Raw genomic sequence first — 22,413 nt, forward strand, 5'->3', positions numbered from 1 at the left:
ATGCGGGACGAGAAGACGCTTTCGTCCACATGTCCGAGGTCGCCACCCCCGCCGAAGGGGCATCCACCTGCAGGGGAGGCGTGCCCTCTCCCATCAAGAGGGGACTGTTTGGTCCCAAAAATCGGTCCGATCTGCGGTATCTTTGGGGGGCGGTCCCAGGCGGACAGCCGAGCAGCGAAGTCGCACAAGGATCTCCAGGGCGGTAGGCACTATGCACGCAGGCGTCGAGTTCTCAGTGCTCGGCCCGGTCCGGGTGTACAAAGAGGGGGTCGAGGCCGGAGCCGGCCAGCCGAGGCAGTGCGCCGTGCTCGCTGCGCTGCTGTTCCGGGCGGGCAGGCCCGTAAGCCTCTCGAGGCTGGTGGAGGACGTGTGGGGCGACGACGCCCCACCGTCGGCGGTGGGCTCCGTGCGCACGTACGTCTACCGGATCAGGCAGGCACTGGGGGAGCACAGCGACAGCTCCGTGAGCCTGGTCGACGGGGGCTACCTGCTGCGCATCCGACCGGACGCCCTGGACCTGAGCAGGTTCAAGGAGAAGACGGCGAGGGCCAGGGAGGCCCGAGGCGCCGGCGACCTGGCGTCCGCGGCGAGCCTGCTGACCGAGAGCCTCGAGATGTGGAAAGGAGTGCCCCTCGCGGGGGTTCCCGGGCCGTTCGCGGAGCAGCAGCGCGGCGTCCTCGGAGAGCTGCGCCTCGCCTGTGCGGAGGAGCGGCTCGCCTGCGACGTCGACAGAGGGCACTACATCGAGGCCGTCACAGAACTGTCCGCCCTGCATGTGGAGCATCCACTTCGGGAGCGTATATGCGGCCTGCTGATGACCGCGCTCTACGGTGCCGGGCGGCAGTCCGAGGCCTTGACGATCTACCACTCGACCAGTCACCTGCTGCGTCAGAGCCTCGGCGTCAGCCCGTCGCAGGATCTGCAGCAGGTCCACGAGCGCATCCTCTCGGGCCGATTTCAGCTGCCACCGAGCGCCGAGCACTCGAAGGGCGCGCCACGGACGCCTCGGCTTCACGTGCCGGCTCAGCTTCCAGCCGCCCTGCCGAGCCTCGTCGGTCGCGAGAGCGAGCAGGAGCAGGTCGAACGCTTGTTCACCGATGCGGAGGCGTCTTCCTCCGTGGCCATCTGCACGGTCGGCGGACTGGCCGGAGTGGGAAAGACAGCTTTCGCCGTCACCGCCGCCCATCGCCTGGCCGACCGCTTCCCCGACGGCCAGCTCTTCGCGGACCTGCAGGGAGCCGGACCGGAGGCCGAGCCGCGGGACCCCGCGCACGTGCTGGAGGGCTTCCTGCGGTCCTTGGGTGTCCGGCTCGAGGACATGCCCGAGACCGCGCAGGCACGAGGGCTCATGTTCCGCGGCTTGCAGGCCGACCGGCGAGTGCTCGTCGTCCTCGACAACGCATGGTGCACGGACCAGCTGAAGCATCTCCTTCCCGGAAGCGCCGGCTCCATGGCCCTTGTCACCAGCCGCATGCAGCTGCACGCGCTCGTTGCCGCGTACCAGGCGCTTCCCTTGACACTCGGGCCCCTGAGCCTGAGCGACGCACGCACCCTCCTCGAACGCCGGCTCGGCGCGGCGAGGACGGCGGCTGAACCAGAGGCCGTCGACCGCATCATCCGGCTGGCCGGGCAGCTGCCTCTGGCGCTGGCCAACGTCGCCGCCCGCGCGGCGTATCGGCCGCAGCTGCGCCTGGCGGGCCTGGCCGACGAGTACGAGGCGCCGGAGCGCAGCATCCTGGACGCCTTCGCGAGCGAGGAGGACCGGGCGCTCGACGTCCGCGAGTCCATCACCCGCTCGTACCGCCTGCTCGACACGGAGACAGCCGCGCTTTTCCGCGACCTGAGCGCCTGTCCGGACCCTGTGTTCGCGGCATCGCAGATCGCGAACCTGGCTGGAAGGCCCGAGGGCCGGGTCCGCCAGGTCTTGTCGCGCCTGACCCGAGCGCACCTCGTCTCGGAGGTCGGCCCGGGTCGGTACAGCTGGAACCGGCTTGTGGCCGCGTACGCAGTGGAGAAGGCGGGGCGAGGGTCATTCGACCGGGCGGCCGGCCCGTTTGCAGCGCGGGCGGAGGCCGGCATCGATGCTGTTGTCACAGGGGGCACCCTGCGGAGACGACGCCACGGCCGGTAGCCGAGACCGGGCGGTTCCCGAAGCGGGCGCGTGCCCTATCGGGCGGCGCCGTCATGCGCCGCCCGGCAGGCGGTGTGCGCGCGTGTGTGCGGCGGCGTCCGGGGCTCGGAGCGGGCGCTGCCTTGGTTGCATCAGACCGTACAGCGGATCTACGCATTTTCCGCACGGTAGTTGACGGAAGACCAGAGGTGGCAAGGAGGACGGGTCTGCGCAGCTCCCGTTGCCGGACCGCGGGGCCGCTGCGATCGGTGCCGTAGATGCCTCGTAGAGCCGCTGTAGATCCTGCGGTGGCAGGCTCGAGTGCACACAGGCAAGCACACAGGCAAGTTGTGTTCGCCGTTCAGTGGAGAGTGATTCGTATGGCCACGGACTTCGAAGGTAAGAAGCTCGTCGTGATCGGCGGCGCCAGCGGCATGGGCCTCAAGGCCGCCGAGGACGTGATCGCGGCGGGTGGCAGCGCGGTGATCGTCGGCCGCCCGGGCCGGAAGCTCGACGACGCCGTCGCAGGCCTGTCGCGCTCTGGCAGCGCATGGTCGATCGAGGCCGACCTGGCAGACCGGGACCAGGTCGTAGAGGCTCAGAAGCAGTTGGCGGAGGACCACCCCGACGCCACCCTCCTCGTCAACTCGGCGGGGTTCTTCCTGCCCAAGCTGTTCCTCGACTACGAGGTCGCGGACTACGACTCCTATCACGACCTCAACAGGGCGACGTTCTTCCTGACTCAGACCGTCGTCCGGGCCATGGTCGCGGGCGGTCAGGGCGGCGCCATCGTGAACGTGGGGAGCATGTGGGCGCACCAGGCCATCGCCGTGACACCGTCATCGGCCTATTCGATGGCCAAGGCCGGGCTGCACGCCCTCACGCACAACCTGGCCATCGAGCTCGCCAGCGAGGGCATCCGTGTGAACGCCGTGGCTCCCGCCGTCACCAGGACGCCCCTGTTCGAGAAGGTCTTTCCTCCGGACCAGTTGGACGATGCGATGGAGCAGCTGAGCGGCCTGCACCCGCTCGGCCGGGTCGGCACCCCGCAGGACGTGGCCTCGGCGATCGTCTTCCTGCTTTCGTCGGCCTCGAGCTGGACCACAGGCGCCATCCTCAACGTCGACGGCGGAGTCATGGCAGGCCGCTACTAGAGGTATCTCTCACGCCCCGCCCGGGGCGGTCACCCCGGGCGGGGCAGCCAATAGGCGTCGATGAAGGCTGCCCGCGCACCAACGAGCCCGTGTGGCAGGCCACCTGAGAAGCGACGCACCCAAGGGGCCCGCAAGGGCCCCGCTGGACGAACAAGGACGGCGACGAGCATGGCGTTGATATCGCGCGGCTTTCACGGCAGAAGGCCGTCGGCCGGCACGAAGCTGCCGCCCGGGCAGTACGAGACGACTGGCTTCCCGGTGCTGTCCGCCGGGCCCACTCCCCGCATCCGGCAGGACGATTGGAAGCTGTCCGTGACCACGGAGGCCGGGGCGCAGCAGGTGTGGGACTGGGCAGGCCTGATGGCACTGCCGGCAGAGTCCCCGACCGTCGATCTGCACTGCGTGACGAAGTGGTCGAAGTTCGGCACCGAATGGCGGGGCGTGTCGCTGGACGTTCTGCTCGCGGACGTGGAGACGGCCGCGGAGCACGTTCTCGTCACCTCGTACGGCGGCTACACCACGAACATCCCCCTCGCCGATCTGGTCGACGGCAAGGCGTGGATCGTCTACGGCTACAGAGGCGGGGACCTGTCCCCCGAACACGGTGGCCCCGCCCGGCTGCTGGTCCCGCACCTGTACCTGTGGAAGTCCGCCAAGTGGGTCCGCGAGATCCAGCTGCGGAGAAGCGACATGCCCGGCTTCTGGGAGAGCGCCGGGTACCACAACTACGGAGACCCATGGCGAGAGCAGCGGTACCAGGGAGACTAGGCGACCGGCTCCGGTGGCGGACCGCCGAGGTGACGGGCCGGCGCGTGGAGTCGGCGACGGCGGTCCCCCTGACACTGGATCCGCCGGACTGGCCCGGGCACCTGGCCGGCCAGCATGTGGACGTCAGGCTGACCGCTGAAGACGGCTACAGCACCCAGCGCAGCTACTCGATCGCCTCGGCCGCCAACGGCCGGATCCTCGAGCTGACGGTCCAGCGCACACCCGGCGGGGAAGTGTCGCCCTACCTCGTGGACGAGCTCGTGCCCGGGGACCGGCTGGAGCTGCGCGGGCCTGTCGGCGGCTGGTTCATCTGGAGGCCGCAGCAGACGGAGCCGGTTCTGCTGGTGGCGGGCGGATCAGGAATCGTGCCTCTCATGTGCATGATCCGCGCGCGGGAGGCGGCCGGCAGCCGGACCCCTTTCCGGTTGCTGTACGCGGCGCGGACCCCGTCGGACCTGCTGTACCGCTCGGAGCTCCACCAGGGGGCGCCGGGGCTGGATACGACGTACCTCTACAGCAGGGAGGCCCCGAAGAACTCACCACGCCCGCCGGGGCGCATCACCCCCGAGGACTTGGTCCGCGGAGGCTGGCCCCCCGACTTCGAGCCGACCTGCTATGTCTGCGGGCCCACCGCGTTCGTCGAGAAGACGGCTGCCTACCTGGTGCTCCTCGGGCATTCACCTGAGCGCGTACGCACCGAGCGCTTCGGTGGAGGCTGAGACGGCTTCCTGGAGGCCAGCGACCCAGATGTCGACGACACCGACGCCATGTCGACGGCAACGCGCTGGCAGAGCCCTGCTCGAGGCTTCGCCGTTGCTGTGACGCCGCGACGAGTTCTGGCCCGCTGCCCGCCTGCCTCGTCCGGGGGTTGCAAGACGGCCCGGGTGCCGGCCGGCCTCGGGACACACCAGGGGGCTCTTAGATCAGAGGTGTCATACATGCGCTTATCGCCTGCACGTCAGGTAGACGGCCCTGCCGGCACCGATGCGGCATCGACTCGCACGCGTGGGACGACTCGGCGGCCATCTGCCCGTCGGGGCGTCCCGCGGCACATTTCACGAGGGACTCATGACTTTCGACGATCCGTTCCCACCCGTGTCGGCTGCGGAGGCGGCCGAACTCGCATCGCTGGTGGGCGGTCCGGTCCTGCTGCCCGGCGATGAGGGTTACGACGCCGAGTGCCGGCTTTTCAACCTCAGCGTCCGCCTTGAACCGGCGCTCGCGGTCGGTGCCGCGGACGCGGCCGACGTGCGGGCGGCGGTCTCCTTCGCAGCCCGCGATGGTCGGCCCGTGACGGTGAAGACCACGGGACACCAGCAGGTCGACCCCGCCCGGGGCGGGGTTCTGATCTCCACCCGGCGTATGAAGGGCATCGCGGTCGACGCCGGCAGGCGACGCGTGCGGGTCGAGGCCGGAGTGATCTGGCAGGAGGTCATCGACCGGGCGGCCGAGGTGGGCCTGGCCCCGATGAGCGGGCCGGCCCCGCTGGTGGGTGTGGCCGGCTACACCCTCGGCGGCGGACTCAGTCCCGTCCTCGGCCGGAGCCTGGGTTACGCGGCCGACCATGTCCGCTCGCTGGAGGTGGTGACCGCCGACGGCGAGTTGCGGCACGTCACGGCCGGCAGCGACCCCGAACTGTTCTGGGCGCTGCTCGGCGGCAAGGGCAATTTCGGTGTGGTCACCGCGCTGGAGTTCGATCTGTTCCCGCTGACCCGTTTCTACGGCGGCGGCATCCACTTTCCCGGCGAACACCTCGCCGATGTCCTGCACGCCTGGCGCACCTGGCAGGCGGACATGCCGCAGGAGATGTCCTCCTCACTGGCCGTGCAACGACTGCCCCCGCTGCCGGAGCCGCTGCGCGGGGCGTTCGTGGTGCACGTGCGCTTCGCCTTCCTCGGTCCGGCCGTCGAGGGCGACCGGTTGATCGCACCCCTGCGCGCGGCCGCCCCGGCGCTCGTCGACACCGTGGGCGAGATGCCCTACACCGCCATGGGAGCCATCCACCTCGACCCTCCCACGCCGATGCCCTACTACGACCGCACCACGATGCTGCGCGCGTTCCCCGCCGAGGCGGCCGACAAGCTGATCGAACTGCTCGGTCCCGGGTCGCACTCCCCGCTGGCCAGCGTCGAGATCCGCATGCTCGGCGGTGCGCTCGACTGTGAGCCCGCGGTGCCCAACGCCGTGTCCACCCGGGGGCTTCCGTTCGTCCTCTTCGGCTTCGGCGTGGGCTCCCCGGACCAGGCCGGATTCCTCGTCGGCGCACTCGAGGAGGTCATGAAGGCGATGGAGCCCTGGGCCGACGGCCGCAGGATGGTCAACTTCCTCTCCGTCGAGGAGGCCACCGACCCCGACCGGTTGAGCCAGGCCTACGGCCCCGAGCGCTACCGCCGACTGACCGCCGCGAAGAAGACATACGACCCGACCAACACCTTCCGGGTCAACCACAACATCCTGCCCAGCTGACGGGGGTACCGCCGGGACCCCGGGGCCAGACACATCCGTCCGCCCCCTGGGGCACGGCGGACACACCGCATGGGCGGCGCTGTGGCACCGCATTCGCGCCGCGCACTGGGCGAAGCCCTGCGGAAAGCTGTCGCGCCGGTCACCTCGCCGGGGGACACGGTGCCCTCCTCCCGCCAGCTCGCCACCGACCTCGGCCGTTCCCGCACCACCGTGACCGATGCCTATGTCGACCTCGTCGCCGAGGGATGGCTTACCAGCCGCAGAGGCTCGGGCGCACTCGCGGCAGACAGGATGATCACGCGGCCGATCCTCGCGCCCGGCCGCCGAATCGATCCAGCGACCCTGCCACAACCTGATTCCAAGCGGCCCCGACACCGACTGCCGCACGGGTGACCATGCCGGATAGACGCCGCGTCGATACCGCGCCGCTTGAATGGTTTTCTGCCGCCGCGCCGTCACCGAGGCGCCGGCACTGAGCCGTCACGGGGCTCCGACGGCATGGAGGCCGTAATGACATCACCGGACAATCTCCCGTCCTACGAGGACCTGGCCGCATCCAACCCCTTGCGTTCGCAGGAGGAGTACGACGAGGACGAGCTGGGCGAGGAGGTCCTGGACCGGGGCTATTCACCCGCCGACAGGCCCCTCGCCGTCAACGACTGGGGCGTCACCGCGCGGGAGGGCGCCTCTCACGAGGACCTCGCGCATCGACTCAGGCGCGAGGTGCCGGAAGTCAGCGCGTCGGACGAGGGTGACGGGCTGGGCGACACGATCGGCACGGACGGAGAGCTCATCGACGACCAGGTCGGCGACGAGCGCGCGGGACGTCTCGTCGGCTGGGACACGGGCGTTCTCGATGCGGGATACGACGGCGACTACTGGGCGCGGGATGTGGGCATCGACGACGGTGCCGCCTCCGCCGAGGAGGCGGCCGTCCACGTGATACCCGACACCTGAGAGGCCACACCACCCGGCGCGCGATGCGGTCCAGTGCCGCTCGTTCGTCGAAGTCGGCGTACTCCTCGGCCAGGACTTCCGCGTCGGCCAGCACCTGGTCGATGTGATCCGCTCGATTGTTCCCCCAGTACGTCAATCCTCCTCTTTCATCTCTCCGTTGGCTCGGTCGATCCTCAGATCGCGGGTCAGCCGCCGGCGGGCACCGCGCACGTGACTGCGGACCGTCCCGTAGGTGACGCCCATCAGCACGGCCACCTGCCGCATCGGGTAGCCGAGCAGGAAGTGCTACTGATGCTCCGGAAGCCGGGCGATCGCCGTGTACAGCCCGAGGCTGGACTTCAGCGTGGCGAAGGTCGTGCGGGTCCTGCGACGGATCTGCTCGAACGCGGCGGTCTCGCTTCGGCGCGCCGTAGCGCTTCCCGGCGACCTCGACCGCCTTTCACCTGCCCGCGTTTGACACCGGACGCAGCACTCGCGGACTCAACCCCGACCGCCACGAGGCACCGACACCACTCGCCCGCTACTGGCTGCCTCGCCTCAACCCCCAAGGTCGGGGCACCCGAGTGGGAGTTGCACCGGCTCGACCGGCCCGCCGCAGCCCCACCGCTGCGTGGTGGAGTTCCGCACGATCGATGTTCGTCACGGGGAACAGATTGTCGTTGCCGGGCCGCCGAGGACGGCCACGCCCTCGATGACGGCTGGACCGACAAGCCCGTCGATCTGGGTCTCAGCGGCGCCGGCACGACGTCACCGACATCGGCTTCCCCGCAAGAGACCGGTGCCCTGTTTCTGGTAGCCGCGGAGACCGAGCGCGGGCCCGCATGCTCGCGCGACCGGCCTGCGGTGATCGGTGAGGGTGGCAGGGTGGCCTCGTGCAGCAGTGGACCAAGCGTGGCGTTCAGAGGCCTTCACCGGAGGTCTGATCGGGCTGCGCGAGGGTATGGCGAGCCCTTTTGAGTTCGGCTTCGTAGAGATGGTCCCGGCCGTCGGCGAGCTCGCCGACCAGCTCGCGTTCCAGGTCTGCGAAGGGCTGGTAGTACGTGCGGTTGTACGCCTCGATGATCTGGAAGGTCCAGTGCCCCGGAATGACGTTGCGTCCCAGGATCTCCCGTTCGACGGCGTCGGCGTGCGACGCGTGACCGGCTTCCCGCAGCAGTCGGACGGTGCGGTCGAGTTCGAGGTCGGCCGTTCCCGTCAGTTGGTGGAAGGCGTACAGGTGGCCGCGGGCGCGCTCGGTGGTCTCCAGGGCCTTGGAAAGGGATCCCAGAGCCTCGACCGTCTCATCGCTCACCCCCGCCGGGCGCCGGTGGGCGGCGTCCGGCGGCTGCTGAGGTTCTTTGCTCACCCTTGTCGTTATGCCACACCGAGGGTCCGGCGTACCCTCTGTCACCCGCTGGGGTCCCCGGCGCGTCGGTCGCAGAGGGTGATCGGGTCGCTCGAGTCGAGTGCAAAGGATGACGTCGGGCGGCGGGCCGGCCATCAGGCCGGACAAGAACGCGGACAGGGCTACAGGGATCGCCGGACCTGCCGCAGTGATCACTACGACTCCACGGGGCAGTCAATCAGAGCCGGGGTGACATCGAGGGCACATCGTCACCTCAGGCATACGTAGGGCGATTTCCACCTCGTGCCGGCTGATCCGGCCGCCGGCTGCCTCCGGGCAGTCGTCGCGGTGCACCACAGCGCCCAGGGTTCCGCCTCTGGGTACGTGTTGGATGCGGAAGCCGGTATCGCTGTCACCGAAGGGTTCCGGTTTCGGTGGCTTCGGTGACCCGAAGGCGCCACCCTTGGCCTTCTGCTCCTCACTCTCGCGGATCTTGGCGTCGACAGCGTCGAGCTGCAGCTGCAGGTAGAGGCGGATCACCTGTAGCCGATCCAGATCCGGAGGCAGATCACCCACATGATCGACTTTACGGCGATGCCGAGCCACAGGCCAGCGGGGCGAGAGAGCCCCCCGCGGCTTCTCGTGCAGCAGCGCTGAGAAGGGTCGGCACCGCCACGGCTCGGGCACGCAGATCGGACCGTGTGGAGGGCCGGATCCCACTCGCCGACATGGATCCCCCAGTGGTCGGCGCGGGCGAGGCCGACGCCGGGTTCCGCGCTGACCGGTGGTCCATGCGGCTGTGGACAGACCGACGGACGCCATACCGGCGAGGTAGCACGGGGCGGGCATGGGAGTGGTGGGCGGCCCCGCGTGACGTGAGATGCGTGGAGGGTGGTCGAAGTAAGACCGCAATCCCGGCATGCGCGTCGGACTGACGGACAAGCCCGAGGGCCCCCGGGCGGCGCGGGGCCCTGTGTCGCTCAGGGCGAGCCATCGGGCCCGAGCCGGCTCGCGGTACGACACCGCAGACGCGCAGCCCTCAGAATCATCCCCGCAGGGCACGCGCAGGCGCCGAAGGCATGGTCCCGCCGGCTCAGTCAGCCGCTTCGGGTCCGCCGGCCCGGTCCCGTGCGCGAGGCGGGAGCGGGTGTGCGCTTCAGATGTCGTCGGGGTCTTGCTCGCTGTGCAGGCGTGTGTCGATGTCGTTGGCCCATCGCATCGCCCGTGTCCTGAGGGCGTGGAGGCGCAACGCAGCCGAACCGCGGTGGCTGGTCCTGGCGGCCGGCGGGCCACGGCTGGAGCGCGATCGGGAACCGGCAGCTCGTGTGGCGCGTCCGCCAGATGAACGGTCGGCGGGACCCCTTTGTTCTTTCGGAGATGGCGAACATGTTCGTGCTGGTGTTGCTCGGTGTGCTGGCGCTCGTCGTCGGCGGGTGCGTGTGCGTGGTCTGGGCGGAGCGCGGTGGGCCCCGCTGGGTCCGCGCCGTTGCGTCCGCGACGCTTGCTGCGGGCGAGTTGCTCCGTCAATCGGACAGGAGCCGGCGCCGGAGCATGAGCCGGACGGGCGGCGACGGCGACTAGGGCTACGGCGCGAGGAACAGGATTGACTCACCCTCGGAGGGCTCAGCGAGACGTACGTCGAGCCGACGGACGTCGGCCTGCTCACTACTGCCGGAAGGGGCTGCCCCAGTCCGTCGGCGGGTCGTCGGGCGGGGAAGTTGGATCTACGTCGAGGCGGTCGTGGTCGTAGCCGGGCGTCGGGTCATGGGCGGGCTTCTTCGGCATCGGTCCTCGTACGCTCGGCGGCCTGGACGGCGCCGTGGCCGCCGCCGGCTGCTCAGCGAGCGGGACCCGCCGGAGCCGCGTCGGCCGCCGTTGCCCGTCGGCCGGCATGGCTGTCTCGGGCGTCGGTGCCGGGTGGCTGCGTGCCGGACGGCGAGCCGGACCCGGGGTGGAGGAGAGACGGCGCGGTTTCCGCAGTCCGACGAGAGCGGCACGCTGACGACTCACGAGCTTGAGGCGCCGCGGTTGCTGTGAGCGGGATCGGACGCACGCAGGGCGCACGAGGGTGCGGGCGCCGGTGGCCGCGGGTGGCGGCGACCGGCGCCCCGGTGCGTCAGGGCTTGGGCGGCACGGTGTCGCAGTCGGGGACCCCGTCGAGCCAGGCGGGTCCCTGGATGTAGATGTTGGTCATCCAGGCCTTGTAGTCGGGCAGGTAGGCCCAGACGTCGTTGGAGTAGCCCTCGGCCTCGACGAGTTCGGCGTGCTTCTGGCACTGCACGCGGATGGTGGTCGGGCCGGGGAAGGCGTAGACGCGGCCGGCGCCGAGGGAGGGCGTCTGCTTGGTCCACACGCCGCTGCCCCAGGTGCGGTGGATGTGGCCGGTCACCGTACCGGTGTTGACGCGGACGGCGCCGTAGTAGTCGCCGCCCAGGCGGACGTCGCTGACCATGAGGCGGGTGCCGGACTCCTTGGCCTCCACCATCTTGCCCGCGCCGAGGTAGATGGCGATGTGGTGCAGGTCGTCGGAGCGGCCCCAGGCGAGCAGGTCGCCAGGGAGCAGCGGCGCCAGGCCCTGGGCGGCGGTGAAGCGGTTCGCCGCCCGGTGGGTGTAGTACTGCGTGCTGGCGGTGCCGTTGAGGATGTCCGAGCCGGCGGCACGGGCGTAGGCGTGGCGGACGAGGCCGGAGCAGTCGAAGCCGAGCCGCTCGGGGTCGTGCGCGCTGTCGGGGTCGGTCGGGTCGATCTGGCCGTAGGTGGCGCCGGGTTGGGCGCCGTGGCCGCCGCCCCAGGTGTACCAGGTGCCGGCCGTCACCTCGGCGCAGGCGGCGGCGATGGCGGCTTCGGCGGCCGCGGAGGCCCCCGTGGCGAGAGCGCCGCACGCGGCGGCGTCCCGTTGCGGAGCGTGCGGCGGGCCCGCGGCGGCGGTGGCGGTCGGTGCGGCGAGGAGAAGGGCGAGCAGGGCGATCAGTGTGTGGACGACTCTTGTCCGGCAGGCCATGCCAGGACCCCCGTTTTCTGGTGGTGTGCGGAACTGGTCGGACAGCAGCCTGGGGGCCGCGCCCCCGGCCCGTCGAGGTGCGGGGCGTCGCCCTGTTGCGGTGGGCAACGGGAAACGCTCGGGAAACCCGCGCCCACTGGGAGTGCGGCCGTCACCCCCGGCGGGCGCAGGCGGCCGCCCGCGGCAGCTCGGACGCGGGGACACCGGGCAGCAGGGCGGCGAGCTCGCGGGCGTCCAGGCGCGCGCGCAGCCGGCAGATCGCTGCCAGCCGGGCCTGCGGGTCGAGGTCCCACAGCCGGACGGTGCCGTCGGTGCTGCTGCTGGCGAGGGTGCGGCCGTCGGGGGCGAAGACGACGCTCCACACCGAGTTGGTGTGCCCCGTCAGCGTCGCCCACCCCCGGCGCCCGTCGACGTCCCACAGGCGCACGGTGCGGTCGTTGCCGCTGCTGGCGAGGGTGCGGCCGTCGGGGGAGAAGGCCACTCCGCGCACCGAGCCGACGTGGCCGGTCAGGGTCGCCTCGGTGCGTTGGCGGCGCACGTCCCACAGCCGGACGGTGCCGTCGTTGCCGCTGCTGGCCAGGGTGCGGCCGCCCGGCGCGAAGGTGACGCTGCGCACCGCGCCGGTGTGGCCGGTGAGGGTGGCGAGCCGGCGGTGGGTGGTGACGTTCCACAGCCGGACGGTCAGGTCGTCGCCGGCGCTGGCGAGGAGGCGTCCGTCGGGGCTGAAGGTGACATCGTTGGCAAAGTCGTCGTGGCCGGTCAACACGGCCAGCGGGCGGCCGTCCGAGGTGTCCCAGAGCCGGACCGTGCGGTCGCTGCCGGCGGAGGCCAGGGTGCGGCCGTCGGGCGCGAAGGCGACGGCGAAGACCTGCCCGGTGTGGCCCGGCAGGGTGTCCAGCAGCCGGTGCCCGGCCACGTCCCACAGCCGGACGGTGCCGTCGGAGCCGGCGGAGGCCAGGCTGCGTCCGTCGGGCGCGAAGGCCACCGAGAAGACCGTCTCGGTGTGGCCGCGCAGGGTCGCCACCAGCCGGCGCCGGCCCGTGTCCCACAGCCGCACGGTGTGGTCGGTGTCGGCGGTGGCCAGCAGGCCGCCGTCGGGGCTGTACTGGGCCTGCCACACCTCGGTGAACGGGCGAGCCGTGAGCGCCGGGCCCGCGAGGTTCCACAGCACCACGGACTGGTCGAAGCCGGCCGTGGCGAGCAGGGCCCCGTCGGAGGCGACGGCGACGCCGAGCGCGTAGTCGGTGTGGCCGGCGAGCACGCTCGTCTGCCGCCGGCTGTGCACGTCCCACAGCCGCGTCGTCCCGTCGCCGACCGCGCCGACGACCGTGGCGCCGTCGGGCGTCCAGGCGACGGCGTTGATGTCGTCGCTGCTGCCGGACAGCGTCGCGGTGAGGCGGCCGGTGCGTACGTCCCACAGCCGCACCGTCCGGTCGATGCCGCCGGACACCACCGCTCGGCCGTCCGGGGAGAACGCCACGCCCAGCACCCCGTCGGTGTGGCCCCGCAGCACGTCGAGGGAGCGTGCGCGCAGGAGGTCCCACAGGCGTACGGTGCGGTCGGCGCCGGCGGAGGCGAGGGTGCGGCCGTCGGGGGAGTAGGCGAGCGCGTACACGGCCCCGCGGTGACCGGGCAGCGCGGCGGTGACGCGGTACGCGCCCTTGCTCTCGCGCATCTCGATCGTGCCGCCCGCGGTGGCCACGGCCACCTCGCGCCCGTGCGGGGCGAACGCCACCGCGCGGGCGGCCCGGGTGGCTGCCGGGAGGGTCGCCGTCACGCGGCGGCGGGTGACGTCCCAGAGCTGGACGGGACCGCTCGTCGACGTCGCCGCGAGGGTGCGGCCGTCGGGGCTGAAGGCGATCGACCGCACCGGCCCGCGCATCGGCAGCACGGCGACCGTGCGGTGTCCGGGCATGCTGCGCAGGATCACCGTGCCGTCCGAACTCCCCGTCGCCAGCAGCTTGTCGCCCGGGGCGAAGGCCACCGTGTTGACGGGCCCGCGGTGTTCGTCGAGCCGGGCGGCGAACGGCTGGGACTGGGTGCTCAGCAGGGCGCCGCGCGCCTCGGGGGTGTCGTGGGTGCGGAAGGCCTGCTCCGCCAGCAGCATCGACGCCTCCGGGCGGCCGCCGGCGAGGGAGGCCGAGCGGACGGCGAGGGCCTGGGAGTGCGCGACGCGTTCCTGGCTGCGGGCGCTCTCGCGCTGCTGGTAGGCCAGCCCTCCGGCGGTGACCGCGAGCGCGAGCAGGACGGCGAGGGTGGCCAGCAGATACTGCCGCAGCTGGGCCTGGCGTCCGAGCTGCCCGCGGTGGCCGTCCTCGGCGACTTGGCTCGCCCGCAGGAACTCCTCCTCGCCCGGATTCAGGCGGCTCCATCCGTCCGATTCGTCGGCCCAGGTGCGCACGACGTCCAGCCGGGTGCCGCGGTACAGCGCGGAGGGGTCGCGGCCCTCGCTCTCCCATGCGGCGGCGGCGTGGGCCAGTTGCTGGTGCAGCAGCAGTCCGGCGCGGTCGGCGTGGATCCAGTCGCGCAGGCGCGGCCAGGCGTGCAGCAGCGCTTCGTGCGTGATCTCGACGGTGTCGCGGTCGAGGGTGATCAGTCGGGCTCGCACGAACGCGTCGAGCGCGGCGGCGGCCCCCTCCGCATCCGTGAACTGCCCCATCAGCGCGACCCTGTTCACACGCCGGCGGGTGACGCCGCTGCCGTCGGTGACGAACACCAGGCGCGACAGGATGCGGCGGATGGTGCGCTGCTCCGCCGGGTAGAGCCGGGCGAACACCGTCTCCGCCGTCCGCGCGATCGCGCCCTGGATCCCTCCGGCCCGCTCGTACCCGGCGACGGTCAGCTCGGCGCCCTCGCGCTGCTGCCAGGTGGCCAGCAGGGCGTGCGAGAGCAGGGGCAGCGCGCCGGAGGGGGTCTCGTCGCCGCTGCCGTCGCCGCGGGCGGTGCCCGGCTCGCCGCGCAGCCCGGCGTCGCGCAGCAGCAGGGGGAGCAGACCCGGTTGCAGGGTGAGCCCGGCGAGTTCCGCGGGGCGGGTGATCGAGGCGCGCAGCTCCGCCTCGGACATCGGGGGCAGGACGAACAGTCCGTCGGTGAACACCGGTGCGAGGTCCGGCAGGTCGAGGCAGTTGCCGACGAAGTCGGCGCGGACCCCGAGGACCACGATGCCGGGGGCGTGCGGGTCCGCCGTCGGCGGTGGGCCGGCCAGGGCGGCCAGCACACGGACGAAGGCGCGACGTTCGTCCTCGTCGGCGCAGGCGGTGAAGAGTTCCTCGAACTGGTCGACGATCACCACCGGACGCGACGGCGGCGGGCGCTGCCCCCCGGGCGCTGCCGGTGACCCGCCCGAGCGGGCCATGATGGCCTCCAGCAGCGCGGCGGGCTCGCGCCGGAGCTGCTCGGCGGTGATACCCAGGTCCTCACCCAGGGCCTTCCCGGTCCGCTCCAGCAGCTCCTCGAGCGGCCGCGCGATCGGGGTGAGGGTCACCACGGGCCACCGGTCGGCCCCCGGCATCGGGAAGTCACCGCGCCGCAGCGCCGGGACGAGACCGGCGTGCAGCAGGGACGACTTCCCCGCGCCGGACGGCGCGACGAGCATCAGCGGTCCGCTGCCGAGCCGTTCGAAAATCCGCTCGTTTAGAACGGCGGTGGCCCGCTCCCGGCCGAAGAACCACGCCGAGTCCTGCGGTCCGAACGCCGACAGCCCCCGGTAGGGACACGCCCCCTCGGACTGCGCTCCGGTCCCGTCCGCCACCTTGCGCGATCCCGCCGCACGTTGGGGCGCGCGCTCGACGAGGCCGAGCAACGTTCCTTCCGCGCCCAGCACTTGGTCGCAGAGCCGGGCGACGTCGACGGTCGCCCGCTTCGCGCCGGTCTCGATCTTGCTCAGGTAGCCCTTGCTGTAGTGGGTCCTGCGGGCCAGGTCGGCGAGCGAAAGGCCGCGTTCGCGCCGGAGTCGTCGAAGTTGCGCGGGGAACGAGTGCGTGGTCGGCGCATCCGGGTTCCCCGCGGCGAGGTGGTCTGCTTCGGTCGCGTGGCGTGGGTCGACCACGATGTCCCCCCAGGGCAGTACGGCCGTGCAACGGCGCACGTCAAGGCTACTGGGGGGACGGCTGGGGCATCCCGGCGTTTGTTCGCTGTGGCGCAAAGACGCACGTCCGAAGCCGAGTCGACGGCTCCGGACGTGCGTCCCTACGGTGCCCGGGCAGGGCGTGCCCCCAGGTGAGGGCGGTGGCCCCGCGCGCAACTCGCCGGTGGGGCGGATCAGGTCAGGGTGGCTCCACAGCCGCCGTTGACCCACTGGTGCGACCGGATGTTGTTGTCCACGACGTGGCCGTCGGTGAAGTTGTTGTCGGACAGGTTGTCGGCGTACAGCTCGCCCGGGTACAGGCAGGTGTGACCGCCGAGGTGGTCCGCCAGGTAGAAGAACTTCACGATGGACAGGTTGCCCGTGTAGCCCCGGTTCATCACCGAGGACGCCCGGTCGTTCGCGCCGCCCCAGTTGGAGCTGTCACCGGCGGCGACGATGATCGGGCTGCCGTTGCAGTCGTAGCCGTCCCAGGCGTACATGTTGCCGTTGCGCGCCCCCCACTTGCTGTCGCACACGGCGCCGGCGGCGGCGCTCTCAGCGGCCTGCGACGTGGCGGCCGGGACGGTCACGCCCAGGGCGGTGAGCCCGATGAGCGCTGCGGAGACGGTGAACTTGCGCATGATGGTTCCCCTCGTTTCTCGATGGTGCCCGGTGGTGGTGCGCCGGCGGGGCGGGGCGTCGGGTGCCCGTGGGGTGCCCGCGCCGGTGGACGGGGCGCTTCCGTGCGCGAGTGGTCAGTCACGCTCCGGAACGATGCGCACCGCCCGGTCGTAGGCCTGCCGGCCGAGTCGGCGGTAGGTGTCGATGTCCTTGACGTAGCGGTCGGGCAGGCGGTCCAGGTAGTGCTTCTCCCGGGCCGTGGCCACGGCCCGCAGGGAGGTGCGGCGCGCGCAGTCGGCGTCCGCGACGGCGGTCCTGCGCTCGGCGGCGAAGGCCTCGTCGGCGCGTGCCGCGCCCAGCCGCACGGCCGCGGCCCGCACGCCGTCCTGGGCGGCCTGGGGGTCCGGGTAGGGTTCGCCCGCCTCGCGCATGCACGCGGACCACGCCCGGACGGCCGCGGTGAGCTGCGGGTCCTTCATCAGCCGCCCGGCGTAGAGGGAGTTGGCGCTCAGCGCGATCTTGCTGGTGCGGAACCACTCGGCGGGATCGCCGTAGAGCGTGCGCTCGGCCTCCTCGGTGCAGCCGCCGATACGCTTGCGGATCTCGCCGCCGTTCGGCATCGGGGCGGTGAGCATGCGGGCGCCGTCGCCGCCGTCCAGGGCCTCGTCGAACAGGGCGCGGCGCGTGGCGGGCAGGTCCTGGCGGTAGGTCCCGTTGACGTTGCGCTCGCGCAGCCGCGCGCCCTTCGTCTCGATGCGGCTTCCGTAGCCGTAGGTGCGCGCCCACGTCAGGTCGTCCTGGACGAAGCGCACGGGCCGGCTCTCCTGGAGCGTCAGATCGCGCTCCTCCTGGTAGGCGAAGCCCTGGCGGCCCATGCACCGGCTGGTCAGCCGCTGGAGGGCGTCGTTGACGCGGACCTCCTGCCGCCAGGTCAGCGCCGGTGTGCGCACGCCGATGTGCTGGCGGGTCTGTCCGCGGGCGTCGCCGGCGCCGTCACCGCAACCGGTCACCACGGCGGTGGCGAGCGCGGTCACCGCGCACAACGACATGAGCGCACGTCTCATGGACCCCGATTCCCCCTGCCACGTCATGGCCCCGGATCCCCGGTGCCGCCCGGTCCCCCGTGCGGCACCGGAGAGGGCGCCCCCTCGGTTGCCGCCGGCCACGGTCGTGCCGTGCGCCGACGAGACACAGACTCCTGGCGCCGCCCGGCGGGGTCGACGGGTTTCCCGTTGCCCACCGGCTGCCGGACCGGGAAACCGGGGGCGAGGTGGGGGAACGGGGTGGGGGAGGCAACATCTGCTGAGCAGCCCAGCGGAGGGAACGCCGACGTCGGCACGGGTGCCTTCCGCCGCAGCTGCCACCCCTATGTGTCAAGCGGGGGTGATCAGAGAGGTATCCCGGTCGCGGATCCGCGTGCGGCAGGGAAGGTCGGCCGGTCGGCGCTTGAGGCGGCGGAGGGCTTCTTTCTGGCCTCCTTTTTGGCGCGCTTGCGCTGGTGGTAGGCCTGCCCGGAGGTGGGGTGGCGGATCTGCTCCTCTTGCCGCCTGCCTGCTGATGCTTCCGGCCTTGATCGAGCACCTGGCCTCTATAGCGGGCCGGGCCGAGTCCGATGCCGAGGAAGTCTGAATCGCCACCCGTGTTCAGCGGTGCCGGCCGGCGCGACTGCTGCAGCCTCACTGCGCTCAGGACTCGGCACTCTGCGGGTCGTGGGCGCAACTACCGTCTCCACTTCGGCCCAGGACCTCGGTGGGATCCCGCCGGATAAGAGGTTCAGCTCGTCCAGGTCTTGATCTGAGCGGCGACCTCGCGCACCGGGAGCCCGTCCCGGGCGGCGCGGGCCAGCGGGAGAACGCTGTCCAGGCCAGGGCTCACCGGCATGCCGCAGGCCGACAGGTAGGCCGCGGTCACCGTGGCCGCGAACAGCAGGTTCCGCATCTCCAGGCTCGGGTTTCTCGCCAGCTCGCACAGCAGCGCCGCAGCCTTGTGATGGGGTTCCGGGTAGACCTCACGGTCCAGGATCTCCGCGCGGTGACGAGCTTCCGCCGCGACCGGGACGCCGTAGTCGACGACCTGGGGATCCCCCGGAATCTGCTGCGCCACTGCCAGGATCCACGCGAGATCGATGCGAAGGTTCACGCGGTGTCCCGCGGCGCCGTCTGCCCCGGCTTGTCCGTGAGGCCGGGATACCGATCCTCACCGACTTCCCCGTCGAACACGTCCGCGTACGTGGCCAGGAACGATGCGGCGCCGGCCATGAAGGCCGCGCGGGACTGGTTGACGTCTGCCTCGATCAGGTCAGCCACGTATTTCTGCAAGGTCAACCCGCGGCGCTTGGCCCGGTCCTCGGCGGCTGCCTTGACGTCTTCGTCCAGGCGGATGTTCGTCTGCTTTGCCATACCAGCAGTGTAGCTATGTGCCGGTACCAGTACATAGCACGCGGTCAGGGTTCGGTTCGACCCGAAGGGAACCGGGGGGATGCGGGGCAAGTGGGACGGGTGCGTCGGGCACGGTGCTGTCCGACGCCCTCGGCCGTCGCATGGCCCAGGCCGCGGACGGCGAGGCGAACCGCGTCGTCCTGGGCTACGCGCTGACCGCACTCGTACGTAACCGCTTATGCGCGTTTGCGCCGGATCGTACCGGCTAATTACCCACTATCGGGGTCCTTCGACAGGCGGCCGCTCAGGCCGCCGGTCCCGGCAGGATAAGGAGCCGACCGATGACCACCGTCAAGGACATGCTCGCTACCTATCCGGCCGACCTTGGCAGCGTCGACCGGGAGAAGCTCAGCCGCTGTATCGAGGAGTGCATCGCCTGTGCGCAAGCGTGTACCGCCTGTGCGGACGCTTGCCTGTCCGAGGGCATGGTGGGCGACCTCGCCAAGTGCATTCGTACCGACATGGACTGTGCAGACATCTGCAACGCCACGGCGTCCGTCCTTTCCCGCCACACCGGATACGACGCCAACGTCACCCGCGCGATCCTGCAGGCATGCGCGACCGCATGCAAAGCCTGCGCCGACGAATGCGGCCGCCACACCGGCATGGAGCACTGCCGCATCTGCGCGGAGGCCTGCCGCTCCTGTGAGCAGGCCTGCAGCGATCTGCTGCAAGCACTGGGCTGACCTGCAGGGCGACGCCTTGCATTTCTCAGCGTTCGCCACGGAGGCCGCTCGTCGTCGCCACGACTGGCATCAGCGCAGTCAGCGACGGCCGCATTGCCGAACCACCGCACCTCGGGGGGCCGAAGGCCCGAGCCCTCACCGCACCCCGGCGGTGGGGGCTCACCCATGCCCAGAGCGGGGAACCGACGAAACGCGAAGACCAAGGTGACGGAATGCTGCGCCCCAGGGCAGCCCACCGAGCGCGCAGTCCAGGCGGTGCGTCACACAGATGCGTCGGCCCGGGCGGGGGCCAGCGGGCTGCCCGGTTCGGCTGAACCATTCAGACCTGCCGGTGACGTGCAGACGCCCCTACTCAGTGGAGGAGCACGACCGCGGTCGGATAGCGTGCTCCGGTTGACGACCATGGGAGGGGAAGGGTTCGTGAGGGTGGGGAGACGAAGACTGATAGCCGCGGGTGCGACTGCGGTGTTGGTGGCGGTGTTGGCCTCGGGGTGCGGCAAGGCAGGGGGCGCCGATGCTGCGCCTGACATATCCAGCAGCCGTTTCCCGGGAGTGTCGTTCCGGTACGTCGGGGACTCCGGCAAAGACGAGACGATCAACCAGACTCTGAGCATCGCCAATTCCTATCGGGACCCTGTGGTCCTTCGGCTGTCCTTCAGCGCCCTGGACAAGAACCACCATCTCCTGCCCAAGGTGAAGGTCAGCACCGTGTTCGGCAGCGATCACGGCAATCTGGTGGCGCCCCATGGGTACAGCTACGACATCCTGCGCTTCTCCGGCCCGCGCGAACACGAAGTCGAGGACGTACGCGTCACAGTGCACCAGGTGCTTCCTGCGGACAGCCCACCGTCGGGAACGGAGGAGGTGACGACACAGGCGCTGGACAGCACCGGCCACGACGTCTCCAAGTTCGCACGTTTCTCTGAGGTCAGGCTGACGAACGCGAACGACATGCCGGCCGCTGTCAGGGTCGTCTACATCGTGTGGGACCAACCTGCGCAAGGCGACACGCAGCAAGCGGTCGAGGTCACGCCGGTCGGCGATCTGACACTCGTGCCAGCGCAGGGAACCGCCATCGTGAAGGTAACCGGTGCCGCTGCCGCCGCGGTGGCGCGCAGTTCCGGCGGTTCGGCGGTTAGCATCAAGGCGTTCCAGTCGCACTAGGCACACCGTCCTCCGGCGGTCCCCGACGTCCTCATGGAGAGCCGGGTGGCCGCAGTGACGAAGAGGTAACTCGTCACACACAGAGCAACGGGGCCCTGCCTCCATGCGTAATGAGTTACCCCGCGCGTGTGCAGCACGACTGGGAACCTCAACCCATCAGTACGGGACCCCGGTACGCCGACCCAGCTCATTCCCGCAGGTCAGCGAATTCCGTCGGTGGCCCAGAGCCTGCCCGGCTGGGGCCCATGTCTCGTGGAGTGCTCACACGACCAGCCGGGCGGGCGCTTGGGCGGCCCCGCCGCGGACAGGGGGGTAGCCATCGACGGGACCGCGTCTCCGAGCCCGTCCGGCCAGCTTCGTGGACCACTGGCATGTCCAGGCGGGCGATGCGCGGCCCTGCCCTGAGGGGGGCAATCAGCCGCACCTCCAGGATGCACCCGTGTTCGGGGACATCGCGAGGCTCCCACCGCGCAGCCCGCGGCGGCGAGGGACTCCTCCATCTCCCGAGCGGTCCCACGTGAAGGTCGCATGGAGGACGTCATGCCGAACCGCACTTCCACGATGGGCGCCACCCGGCCACACCGCGCGAGAAGTAGCGCCAAGAGAAGGGCCCCCGCCTCTCGCACGGCAAGGACCCAGCTCGCGGCCGAGGGACGCCAGGGGGGACGGTCCTTGGGGCTATGCCCACGCTCCGCCTGCTGGCGCAGGCCCACAAGTCGCGGCGTGCATGGGTGGCGAGCGGCCCCGCCTCGGCGGGCGGGTCACGTTTCGGCGGGGCCGCGCCCGTGGGCCCGCCTGACCGCAGCTTCGCCCCGCACGGCCAGACGGGCGCATGAGCGGCCCCGCCCGGCCTGAGCCGAGGGTATCCAGGCAGGGCCGCACTCCATGGGCGACCCCGCCCGGAGGGCTGAATCTCGTTCCGCTTGGACGGGGCCGCACTTCCACACTGCGCCTCAACTGCCCCGGGAGCATCCTGACGAAATGGAGCACCGCCGTCGCTTTGCCGCCCTCTGACACCGGCCGTCGGGTCGTCCGCGTGGACGACGTGGTCCTCGGCGTGATGTACCGGCCGACCTGCTGGAGTGCTCCCTGAACGACGACATCGCCCGCGCGGGCGCGAGGCGGATGCCTGCCGCCGCCCTGGAAGCCGAAGTCAACGTGTATATAGCCGCCCGGCGGCGGAGGCGAGCCGCTAGGCGAGCCGGCGCACGGCCGCCGCGTCCGCGAACCGCACCGGAGTGCGCTCCAGCCCGGCGCCCCGGTCGGCTTACACCTCGTCCTGCCCGTTCACCGGCACATCGGTTGACGTCCGGTTCGGCGAGCAGCCCCTCGAGGCGTTCCCCGGCGACCAGCCGGTGTATGCCCGCCGCCTCACCGCCAACCAACCCAGCCCGTCGGGCCGTGGGAAAGGAACGATCCCTAACAGTAGTCAGCAGACTCCCGGCCCAGGATCTCGGACGGATCAGACAAGTGTCTGGGCCCCGTGGGGTGGGCCGATGCCGGCGGCAAGGGCGCCGAGCACCGCGGCCATGTCCACGGCCATGGTGCCCCGCCCCGTGGCTAGTAGCGTGTCGTTGCTTAATCCTGGGTTATTTGGTTGGGATGGTGGTGTCCGGCAGATGTTCCTTCCCCTCTGCCGGGCGGGAGTTGGTGTGATG

The 22,413-nt window shown here is 71.2% G+C and carries 19 protein-coding genes; 10 read left to right on the forward strand and 9 right to left on the reverse strand.

Annotation, left to right across the window (positions count from 1 at the left end; genetic code table 11):
* The first annotated feature begins 211 nt into the window (after positions 1–211).
* The 7 genes from PV342_RS34410 (at position 212) to PV342_RS34440 (ending at position 7,455) form a co-directional block, all read left to right on the forward strand.
* Entirely contained in the window at positions 212–2,131 is a 1,920-nt protein-coding gene (locus PV342_RS34410) for an AfsR/SARP family transcriptional regulator (protein WP_500320127.1), read from the forward strand.
* 359 nt (positions 2,132–2,490) lie between these two features.
* Positions 2,491–3,264: an SDR family NAD(P)-dependent oxidoreductase gene (locus PV342_RS34415; protein ID WP_400804598.1), complete on the forward strand. Its 774-nt coding sequence runs from the start codon at positions 2,491–2,493 to the stop codon at positions 3,262–3,264.
* 168 nt (positions 3,265–3,432) lie between these two features.
* Positions 3,433–4,032, forward strand: coding sequence for a molybdopterin-dependent oxidoreductase (locus PV342_RS34420; protein ID WP_500320129.1), 600 nt, complete (start codon positions 3,433–3,435; stop codon positions 4,030–4,032).
* Positions 4,002–4,751 carry a ferredoxin reductase gene (locus PV342_RS34425; RefSeq protein ID WP_500320130.1) on the forward strand — a complete coding sequence of 250 codons (750 nt, stop codon included), beginning with the start codon at positions 4,002–4,004 and terminating at the stop codon, positions 4,749–4,751. The genes PV342_RS34420 and PV342_RS34425 overlap by 31 nt, the downstream gene beginning before the upstream one ends.
* A gap of 349 nt (positions 4,752–5,100) precedes the next feature.
* On the forward strand, positions 5,101–6,498 hold the full coding sequence (locus PV342_RS34430; RefSeq protein ID WP_500320132.1) for an FAD-binding oxidoreductase: 1,398 nt from the start codon (positions 5,101–5,103) through the stop codon (positions 6,496–6,498).
* A 69-nt stretch (positions 6,499–6,567) separates the two neighbouring features.
* Positions 6,568–6,891 carry a GntR family transcriptional regulator gene (locus tag PV342_RS34435; protein ID WP_500320134.1) on the forward strand — a complete coding sequence of 108 codons (324 nt, stop codon included), beginning with the start codon at positions 6,568–6,570 and terminating at the stop codon, positions 6,889–6,891.
* 117 nt (positions 6,892–7,008) lie between these two features.
* Complete coding sequence (locus PV342_RS34440) at positions 7,009–7,455, forward strand: DUF5709 domain-containing protein (protein ID WP_500320136.1); 447 nt, start codon at positions 7,009–7,011, stop codon at positions 7,453–7,455.
* A gap of 132 nt (positions 7,456–7,587) precedes the next feature.
* Here PV342_RS34440 and PV342_RS34445 read toward each other — a convergent pair whose 3' ends face one another.
* The 3 genes from PV342_RS34445 to PV342_RS34455 form a co-directional block, all read right to left on the reverse strand.
* Positions 7,588–7,734 (reverse strand): sigma factor-like helix-turn-helix DNA-binding protein, encoded by a 147-nt coding sequence (locus PV342_RS34445; protein WP_400804929.1) that lies wholly within the window; start codon positions 7,732–7,734, stop codon positions 7,588–7,590.
* 619 nt (positions 7,735–8,353) lie between these two features.
* On the reverse strand, positions 8,354–8,800 hold the full coding sequence (locus tag PV342_RS34450; RefSeq protein ID WP_500320138.1) for a hypothetical protein: 447 nt from the start codon (positions 8,798–8,800) through the stop codon (positions 8,354–8,356).
* Between the two features lie 213 nt (positions 8,801–9,013).
* On the reverse strand, positions 9,014–9,355 hold the full coding sequence (locus tag PV342_RS34455) for a DUF6233 domain-containing protein (RefSeq protein WP_500320139.1): 342 nt from the start codon (positions 9,353–9,355) through the stop codon (positions 9,014–9,016).
* An 801-nt stretch (positions 9,356–10,156) separates the two neighbouring features.
* Here PV342_RS34455 and PV342_RS34460 point away from each other — a divergent pair.
* Positions 10,157–10,360, forward strand: coding sequence for a hypothetical protein (locus PV342_RS34460; protein ID WP_400804618.1), 204 nt, complete (start codon positions 10,157–10,159; stop codon positions 10,358–10,360).
* A gap of 535 nt (positions 10,361–10,895) precedes the next feature.
* Here PV342_RS34460 and PV342_RS34465 read toward each other — a convergent pair.
* The 6 genes from PV342_RS34465 to PV342_RS34490 all read right to left on the reverse strand — a co-directional run bounded on the left by PV342_RS34465 (position 10,896) and on the right by PV342_RS34490 (position 18,866).
* The gene (locus tag PV342_RS34465; RefSeq protein WP_400804621.1) at positions 10,896–11,780 is read right to left on the reverse strand and encodes a C40 family peptidase; all 885 of its coding nucleotides are present in this window, start codon (positions 11,778–11,780) and stop codon (positions 10,896–10,898) included.
* 151 nt (positions 11,781–11,931) lie between these two features.
* Positions 11,932–15,867: an nSTAND1 domain-containing NTPase gene (locus PV342_RS34470; protein WP_500320141.1), complete on the reverse strand. Its 3,936-nt coding sequence runs from the start codon at positions 15,865–15,867 to the stop codon at positions 11,932–11,934.
* Positions 15,868–16,040: 173 nt separating this feature from the next.
* Positions 16,041–16,487, reverse strand: coding sequence for a hypothetical protein (locus tag PV342_RS34475; protein ID WP_500320143.1), 447 nt, complete (start codon positions 16,485–16,487; stop codon positions 16,041–16,043).
* A gap of 114 nt (positions 16,488–16,601) precedes the next feature.
* The gene (locus PV342_RS34480; protein ID WP_400804631.1) at positions 16,602–17,531 is read right to left on the reverse strand and encodes a hypothetical protein; all 930 of its coding nucleotides are present in this window, start codon (positions 17,529–17,531) and stop codon (positions 16,602–16,604) included.
* A gap of 709 nt (positions 17,532–18,240) precedes the next feature.
* A complete protein-coding gene (locus tag PV342_RS34485; RefSeq protein WP_386996158.1) occupies positions 18,241–18,606 on the reverse strand; it encodes a hypothetical protein in 366 nt (121 codons plus the stop codon).
* Positions 18,603–18,866, reverse strand: a complete 264-nt coding sequence (locus PV342_RS34490; protein WP_400804634.1) for a hypothetical protein — start codon at positions 18,864–18,866, stop codon at positions 18,603–18,605. Before PV342_RS34490 ends, PV342_RS34485 begins: the two co-directional genes overlap by 4 nt.
* A gap of 320 nt (positions 18,867–19,186) precedes the next feature.
* Between PV342_RS34490 and PV342_RS34495 the strand changes: the two genes are divergently transcribed.
* On the forward strand, positions 19,187–19,591 hold the full coding sequence (locus tag PV342_RS34495; RefSeq protein ID WP_386996154.1) for a four-helix bundle copper-binding protein: 405 nt from the start codon (positions 19,187–19,189) through the stop codon (positions 19,589–19,591).
* 393 nt (positions 19,592–19,984) lie between these two features.
* Positions 19,985–20,755 (forward strand): hypothetical protein, encoded by a 771-nt coding sequence (locus tag PV342_RS34500; RefSeq protein ID WP_500320147.1) that lies wholly within the window; start codon positions 19,985–19,987, stop codon positions 20,753–20,755.
* Positions 20,756–22,413 lie beyond the last annotated feature (1,658 nt).

The sequence above is a fragment of the Streptomyces sp. PA03-3a genome, assembly GCF_033792735.1.
Classification (GTDB): Bacteria; Actinomycetota; Actinomycetes; order Streptomycetales; family Streptomycetaceae; genus Actinacidiphila.

Bases quoted from the DNA above. Each gene is read 5' to 3' on its own strand.
- PV342_RS34475 (WP_500320143.1), bottom strand. From the start codon at position 16,487: ATGCGCAAGTTCACCGTCTCCGCAGCGCTCATCGGGCTCACCGCCCTG.
- PV342_RS34425 (WP_500320130.1), top strand. From the start codon at position 4,002: ATGGCGAGAGCAGCGGTACCAGGGAGACTAGGCGACCGGCTCCGGTGG.
- PV342_RS34410 (WP_500320127.1), top strand. From the start codon at position 212: ATGCACGCAGGCGTCGAGTTCTCAGTGCTCGGCCCGGTCCGGGTGTAC.
- PV342_RS34460 (WP_400804618.1), top strand. From the start codon at position 10,157: ATGGCGAACATGTTCGTGCTGGTGTTGCTCGGTGTGCTGGCGCTCGTC.
- PV342_RS34465 (WP_400804621.1), bottom strand. From the start codon at position 11,780: ATGGCCTGCCGGACAAGAGTCGTCCACACACTGATCGCCCTGCTCGCC.
- PV342_RS34420 (WP_500320129.1), top strand. From the start codon at position 3,433: ATGGCGTTGATATCGCGCGGCTTTCACGGCAGAAGGCCGTCGGCCGGC.
- PV342_RS34415 (WP_400804598.1), top strand. From the start codon at position 2,491: ATGGCCACGGACTTCGAAGGTAAGAAGCTCGTCGTGATCGGCGGCGCC.
- PV342_RS34430 (WP_500320132.1), top strand. From the start codon at position 5,101: ATGACTTTCGACGATCCGTTCCCACCCGTGTCGGCTGCGGAGGCGGCC.
- PV342_RS34490 (WP_400804634.1), bottom strand. From the start codon at position 18,866: ATGGCAAAGCAGACGAACATCCGCCTGGACGAAGACGTCAAGGCAGCC.
- PV342_RS34440 (WP_500320136.1), top strand. From the start codon at position 7,009: ATGACATCACCGGACAATCTCCCGTCCTACGAGGACCTGGCCGCATCC.
- PV342_RS34435 (WP_500320134.1), top strand. From the start codon at position 6,568: ATGGGCGGCGCTGTGGCACCGCATTCGCGCCGCGCACTGGGCGAAGCC.
- PV342_RS34495 (WP_386996154.1), top strand. From the start codon at position 19,187: ATGACCACCGTCAAGGACATGCTCGCTACCTATCCGGCCGACCTTGGC.
- PV342_RS34480 (WP_400804631.1), bottom strand. From the start codon at position 17,531: ATGAGACGTGCGCTCATGTCGTTGTGCGCGGTGACCGCGCTCGCCACC.